Here is a 6,604-nt window from a genome sequence, read left to right on the forward strand (position 1 = left end):
TATGGAATTAACCCCTAGCAGCTTTTATAATAGAACTTAACTCACTGGTCGAAAAAATGGCGGTTTTTGAAAGGTGAAATTTTTCCTCTTTCCTTAGATTTTCTATATTTGCTTTCCCAAATATAACTGGAATTGATTTTTCTTCTTTACCTAATTGCACAAGCAGTTCTTTTGTCAAATTATAATTGGCTTTTCTATTCTTGGCGCGCGAGTCTCTAAAAAACATCAAGCCATATTTAAAATCAGGTTGTTTATTTTGAGTTTGATGTTTTTCAATACGTGTAATGTACGTTTCTAAAGCTTTTTTTAGCTCCGAAATTCTTGCAGATTCGAAATTTTTTTGTATCGCAACTCTTGGCTTAATTATCCCTTCATCTTTTACCCTGAATTGATTTGCAGGCCGACTTAGATTTTCACGCAACTGCGTAAGATCGGCGATCCTCACTTCATCAAGATGGCGGATTGCCGCCAAATCAAGGATCAGCAGCCATTTCGCCGCCGGTGTCATCATCATCCTGATCCCATGTTCTGTCCTCACCGGCCACGGAGCGTTCGCCACAATCATAGCCCCATGATCCCTACTCTCGCGCAATACTGCGAAATTAAAACCGAGGCCATAAGATGAAGAAGACGACAGAGGGAACCAGGATTTTATAATCTGATCATTAAAAGTAAGTTTTCTAGGCAGGGTTTTTTCATTAAATGAAGGTACGGGGTCAAACGACCGGTCTGGCCTGCAATACTCATGAGCAATGTGCGCCGGCACTTCTCGTTGAGCCTTTCCAACAGACATCAAGGCTATTTCCCACTCGTGGTGACTCCATTTATCATAGTTAGTCACATAAGTATCAAGTGCTGTAATCAATGAATGAAAATCAAACTGTAATTTTTCACTGATAGCCTTTGCTTTTGCATGAAACGGATAAAAGAAAGAGAAAAAACCCTTTGGCCTGTGGTGTTCTAATACTTTTCTAAGCGCTTCATATTCCGTTGCTGTAAACGGTATCATTTGATAATTGTCAGCGGTGGCTTGCTGTATTTTTGCACTGTTTTGACCCGCCATCGTTTGTAATTGATGAAATTCATCGAGACTTAAATTCTTCAAAACAAAACTCATGTCATAATGTGGATTTTGAAAAGAGTCCCCATGTTGTTGATATAGAAGCCCTGAACATTCTATCTGGTCAATTTTTTCTAACAATATCGTTTTAGTTTCATCATCCATGTGGCTTTCTAACCCGCGACACATGTGCTTATCTTTAGCCCAATAAGCATATTCATAAGCAGTACAATGAAAGGTTCGGCCTGAGTAATCAGTAAACTTACCAGGAGTTCTGAGTAAAATTTGCATGTCGTCGGATGATTGTAAAATAGCGTTTGCTTCATCTTGTTTGCCTTTTGCTACATCATCCAAAAGATTGCGGACTTTAAACACAGGTGAAGCGCGACAGGCATTGATGACTTCTTTAGGAAGTTTTTCCCATTGTACATCATCCAATTTATTAATAAGTGCTTCGGGTGTGATATCCACCGTAATCATCGATTCATCTTGAGGTGTGACCATTTCGCGATGAGTGCGCGCCTCATTACGAATCTCAGCAAAATAGGGTTGGTTTAGGCTTGTTTTTGGAGCAATATTCGAAAAATCTGTACAAATTAAACCTTTGCTAGTTACAAAAATATCGTTTTCGCCATGCGCTTCCGTATCCAAGAGCATGAAATCATCCATGTATGGATTTTCTTTCGTAGCGGTGACAGTGCGATAGGTGGTTTCAAATTTTTGCTGAATAGCGTCTTTATCACGAATCGTTAAATCACGAGTCAAGTTAAATGCCTTCTTATGCATATTGAAAAATGCAACAAGCGTCGGCTCCACCTCCTCGCCGCGACTGAGTGCTTGCGCCACAATCTCCACAAGTGCGTGACTTAAAACAAGTGAGCTATCCAAAATCACTCCCAAATTTTTATCACTGATGCCTTTAGCTCGACAGTAGACATTTAAAACGCCTAAGTAAAATTGCGTTAAAATTGATAAACGCTCGGTTTTTTCAGATGGATTAGCTGAGGATTCAAAATAAAAGGGTGAGCCTTGTAGCGTACTTTGTAAGTTCGGCGCACAAAGCCCTAACAGAGTTTTGATATATACTCTAGGGGTTGTATTTTCATCAAATCCCATTAATCTATCGACATAGGCTCTATCGACCACTTGCTCTTGGTGACGTTCATCAAGTCTCTTTTTAAAAAAATCTTCGGGCACATGATATTGAGCGGCTAACACGTTTTGGATGTTTTCAAAAGATGTATTTGGAGTCAAGGTACTTAATATAGTAGTAATAAGTTGTTCACGGGGGTCGGATTTTCCCAATATAAGCCCAGGGAAAACCTCATACATTTTATTATACAAGGGAGATAGTGGCATAGCTCGGCTATCATTGCGTCGATTTATCGTAAAAACTGGATTCACTACTCTGGAATAAGGATCTTGCGTTCGTGGTCTTAGTTGAATACTGTATAAATTAGAGGGTTTTTCGAGAAAGGTGTTCACAACACTTTTATAGCTATTTCTCATACCAATAACCGCTTTAAGGTATATGTTGATTTGATCCAAGCGTTCTTTTTTGGCAAGGTAGTGGGCATCACCTTTTTCTAGTAAGGAAATATGAAATTCAAGTGTGTTTTTATAGGATTCTAACTCATTGAAAGCAGCACTTTCAAAAAATGTCTTTAACTCAATTTCTGATTTACACGTGTTATCTGTACTGATATCAAGGCCGGCAATAAAAGGAACCAGAAGGTGAACGCGATTGGTTGTAGGATTAATGCGAATGTAGCGAAAATTGCTTGGTTCACTTAAAGGGATTAACATAGTCAAATTGCATTTTTTATTCAGTATGCCTTTATTATATCTTGATTATATCTTATTTCAAAATTTTGTTTTAATTTTGGGCTGAATCATCAGGCCGAATTGCCACAAATTGCCTATTGATGAAGCTGGTACTAAATAGTACGTACCATAACCAGTGAGTACCTTTAAGCCAATATTTCTTGAAGTGAGATCATGAACAATTGTAGGATTTTCCCAATCAGAAGAACTAATATTTAAATTAAAGCAAAAGAGATATGGTTTTTTTTATCCTCAATATTGCAGAAAATAACTGTTCTCTAACACAAGAATATCCTAAAGTGCCATCACTTGATGGTATAGGTTCACTTGCACTTTGATAGTGAGTATCGACGTTCTTGCTCTTCATTCTTAGATGAGAAGTCTAGCAAGTCGTCTCAAAGTGAAATGTGTCTAGGAAGTCTATTTGACAAATCTTCAAATCATAACTACCTTTTGATATTAACTTTGTTTCACCTGAAAAAAGCAGCAAACATTTGTAATTGTGGAATCTGGTTTAATTTATAAGGATATAAAAAAATGAAAGCACTATACACTGCAACAGCTCATACACATGGTGGCCGAAATGGTCATGTGGAAACAACAGATGGTCTTTTAAAATTAGATTTAGCCATGCCTAAAGAGCTTGGTGGAAATGGCGGCGGAAATAATCCTGAACAATTATTTGCCGCGGGATACGCTGCTTGTTTTGAAAGTGCCATTCGCTATGTTGCGCAAATGGAAAGAATTAGCTTGAAGGATGTCTCAATGACTTCGGAAGTTTCTTTATATCCTACACCTGAAAAAGGCTTTAAGCTTGGGGTTGTATTAAATGCCAAAATTGATGGTTTAAGCCAAAAAGATGCTGAAGAACTAGTAAATAAAGCGCATCATGTTTGCCCCTATTCTAATGCGGTGCGAGGCAACATCGAAGTCCAATTAAAGGTAAATATAGAATAATATCTGTTATTCGTTCGTTCACGCTAGCCAACGAATAATAGCTCCTAGATCTTAGATCAAGTCTTCACGCAAATGCTGTAATTTCTCTATGATGACGTCTAGTGCTTCAGACTTTGTGTGGTACACGTCATCGTAAGAAACATGAAAGGTGTTAAATTCATCTTCACATTCAACCTGATCTTCTAAAAGTTCAGTAATTATTTGTCTGGATAATAAATAAAAATCATTTTCGACTTCAAAACTTATAATCCATACTTCGTCGCCTATTTTAAAATTTGTCATCAATAGCTCTTTATTAATTGCATTAATTGAAAGTGAATAATAGCAAGCTCAAGCTATACTGGAAAGCTTACAATGAATAAGTTACTCGACTAATTCATAACAGGTTAGCCCCACCCACCAAATGCGGTTTTTTAACAAGATTTTGACATCTCTCCTGACCTATTTACACTAATTCAGCAAATAAATCATAATCATCACTCTGAATAATTTTAACATCTGCAAATGATCCGATTTTAATTCCTGGAGTAGGAGGTAGAATAACCACACCATCAATCTCAGGAGCATCACTTTTACTGCGAGCGATGATTTGGTCGGGCGTGATTTCATCAATCAATACCGTTTGTGTAGTGCCTATTTTGCATTGAAGTTTGGTACGACTGATTTCTGCTTGTAATTGCATGAAACGATGGTAACGTTCTTCTTTAACTTCTTCAGGTATAGGATTTGCCAAATCATTTGCTTTGGCGCCTGACACAGGAGAGTATTTAAAACAACCGACTCGATCTAATTGTGCTTCTGTTAAAAAGTTAAGGAGTTCCTTAAATTCTTCTTCAGTTTCTCCAGGAAAGCCCACGATAAACGTAGAACGTAAGGTAATCTCTGGACAAACTTCGCGCCATGCAGCGATACGCATTAAGGTATTTTCACTGCTCGCAGGACGTTTCATCGCTTTGAGCACTCGTGAACTGGCATGTTGTAAGGGGATATCTAAATAAGGAAGAATGAGACCGTCCCGCATCAAAGGAATAATTTCATCCACATGGGGATAAGGGTAAACATAGTGCAGACGTACCCAAATGCCTAATTCACCTAATTGCGCACATAAATCATAAAAGCGAGTATTAATGGTTTTTCCTTGCCAGCTTACGGGTTGATATCGTGTATCTACTCCATAAGCACTAGTATCTTGTGAAATAACGAGAATCTCGTTAACCCCAGCTTCTTTTAATTTTTTAGCTTCGGATAAAATTTGAACCAAAGGATAACTTTGCAATTTGCCTCGCATAGTGGGAATAATGCAAAAAGTACATTTTTGATTACACCCTTCAGATATTTTTAAATAAGCATAATGACGAGGTGTCAGTTTAATTCCTTGAGGAGGGAGCAATTGCATGAAGGGATCAGCGGGGGGAGGGAGATGCTCATGAACCGCATTAACCACTTCTTCATAAGCATGGGCGCCACTAATGTGCAATACATCAGGGCATGCTTCTTTAATGATCTTAGTTTTGGCACCTAGGCATCCGGTTACAATAACGCGCCCATTCTCAGCCATTGCTTCTTTAATTGTATCCAATGATTCTTTTACTGCGCTATCAATAAAACCGCAGGTATTGATAACGACTACGCCTGCTTCGTGATAACTGGAAACCAACTCATATCCTTGAGCACGTAGTTGCGTGATGATTCGCTCCGAATCAACTAAAGCTTTAGGACAACCTAAGCTAACAAAACCAACTTTATGATTCATAAAACTCTAACTGTGAAAAAAGTGAACGAATTATAACCTTTCTTGAGTGATATTGTCGACAGGGTTAATGTAAGTTTTCAATAAGTTATAGCCAAAGCATTTATGGCGCGGGAACTAAAAATCAGGCTTTGATATTAGGCAACATACTTGGAGTTTTTTTTACGCTATTTAATTTTGAATTGAGCACATATTTTTAATTTCACCTCGATCTGTCCCCTCTCCTGCGCTAGGAGTTTTGATAGTATGATGATGCTTTTCATGAGAGAGGGTTGGGGAAAGGGAATGTCACGGATGGTCATTGATGATGAGATGTGGACTCGTTTAGAAAAATTGTTTCTGAAACGTAAAGGCCGTCATGGTAAAGATGATCGGTTATTTATGGAGGTAATATGTTGGATGCTTCATACTGGTGCTGCATGGCGAGACTTTCCGCCAGACTACGGTAACTGAAAAGTATCTATATTGGAGTGATGTTTGTGAGTATACTATTAGCTTTAAAGTAGAGCAGTCATAATGACTTGTGTTGGCTACCATCAAGCTCGATAATCAGTCGGCCTATTGATACTTGTCTCTTGAATTTAAATCCAAGTCTACTCGCTCGAAGATAGTACCATAGATGCCTCTCAGCATTTCCTTAAGTCTTGAGCTCGTTGTCTTAGCACAGATTTTTCCATTTCCTCTCCCCAACTCTCTCCCGCGAAAAGCATCATCATACAATTAAAGCTCCTAGCGCGGGAGAGGGGGCAGATCGAGGTGAAATTAAAAATATGTGCTCAATCCAAGATTAAATAGTGTTCAAAAAAACTTCAGGAACGTTGCCTAGAACACATGTCAATTCTGTTTTACTTTATTTAGGGTTGTTAAAAACTCATCCGTAGATTGTTCACCCACTAAGGTTAAGTGATTAAGTTGTTGGCCTTTTAAATCAAAAAATATAAAAGTTGGGGGCGCTATGACATCAAAATAATGGAGAATTGCTTTATTATTAACAGTATTTTCTGTGACATCTA

5 protein-coding genes and 1 pseudogene are annotated in these 6,604 nt (G+C 38.1%); 2 read left to right on the forward strand and 4 right to left on the reverse strand.

All coding sequences use genetic code 11. The features are described from left to right. Nucleotides 1-7: 7 nt before the first annotated feature. The gene (locus WA877_RS06100; protein WP_425170037.1) at nt 8-2,866 is read right to left on the reverse strand and encodes a hypothetical protein; all 2,859 of its coding nucleotides are present in this window, start codon (nt 2,864-2,866) and stop codon (nt 8-10) included. A 555-nt stretch (nt 2,867-3,421) separates the two neighbouring features. Between WA877_RS06100 and WA877_RS06105 the strand changes: the two genes are divergently transcribed. Continuing rightward, nucleotides 3,422-3,841: an organic hydroperoxide resistance protein gene (locus WA877_RS06105; RefSeq protein WP_425170038.1), complete on the forward strand. Its 420-nt coding sequence runs from the start codon at nt 3,422-3,424 to the stop codon at nt 3,839-3,841. Between the two features lie 51 nt (nt 3,842-3,892). Here the strand turns inward: WA877_RS06105 and WA877_RS06110 are convergent, their stop codons facing one another. Continuing rightward, nucleotides 3,893-4,123 (reverse strand): hypothetical protein, encoded by a 231-nt coding sequence (locus WA877_RS06110; protein ID WP_425170045.1) that lies wholly within the window; start codon nt 4,121-4,123, stop codon nt 3,893-3,895. Nucleotides 4,124-4,286: 163 nt separating this feature from the next. Beyond that, nucleotides 4,287-5,594 (reverse strand): 30S ribosomal protein S12 methylthiotransferase RimO, encoded by a 1,308-nt coding sequence (rimO, locus tag WA877_RS06115; RefSeq protein ID WP_425170039.1) that lies wholly within the window; start codon nt 5,592-5,594, stop codon nt 4,287-4,289. A 243-nt stretch (nt 5,595-5,837) separates the two neighbouring features. On the opposite strand from rimO, the gene WA877_RS06120 reads away from it, so the two are divergent. After that, complete coding sequence (locus WA877_RS06120; RefSeq protein ID WP_425170040.1) at nt 5,838-6,044, forward strand: transposase; 207 nt, start codon at nt 5,838-5,840, stop codon at nt 6,042-6,044. A gap of 58 nt (nt 6,045-6,102) precedes the next feature. Here WA877_RS06120 and WA877_RS06125 read toward each other — a convergent pair. Beyond that, a pseudogene (locus tag WA877_RS06125) lies at nt 6,103-6,171 on the reverse strand (hypothetical protein); the annotation flags it as partial. Nucleotides 6,172-6,604: the final 433 nt, after the last annotated feature.

The organism is Legionella sp., assembly GCF_049790535.1.
GTDB lineage: Bacteria > Pseudomonadota > Gammaproteobacteria > Legionellales > Legionellaceae > Legionella.

What these genes read in the sequence shown, in the direction of transcription:
- WA877_RS06105 (WP_425170038.1), top strand. Translation starts at nt 3,422, where the DNA reads ATGAAAGCACTATACACTGCAACAGCTCATACACATGGTGGCCGAAAT.
- WA877_RS06100 (WP_425170037.1), bottom strand. Translation starts at nt 2,866, where the DNA reads ATGTTAATCCCTTTAAGTGAACCAAGCAATTTTCGCTACATTCGCATT.
- rimO (WP_425170039.1), bottom strand. Translation starts at nt 5,594, where the DNA reads ATGAATCATAAAGTTGGTTTTGTTAGCTTAGGTTGTCCTAAAGCTTTA.
- WA877_RS06110 (WP_425170045.1), bottom strand. Translation starts at nt 4,123, where the DNA reads ATGACAAATTTTAAAATAGGCGACGAAGTATGGATTATAAGTTTTGAA.
- WA877_RS06120 (WP_425170040.1), top strand. Translation starts at nt 5,838, where the DNA reads ATGATGATGCTTTTCATGAGAGAGGGTTGGGGAAAGGGAATGTCACGG.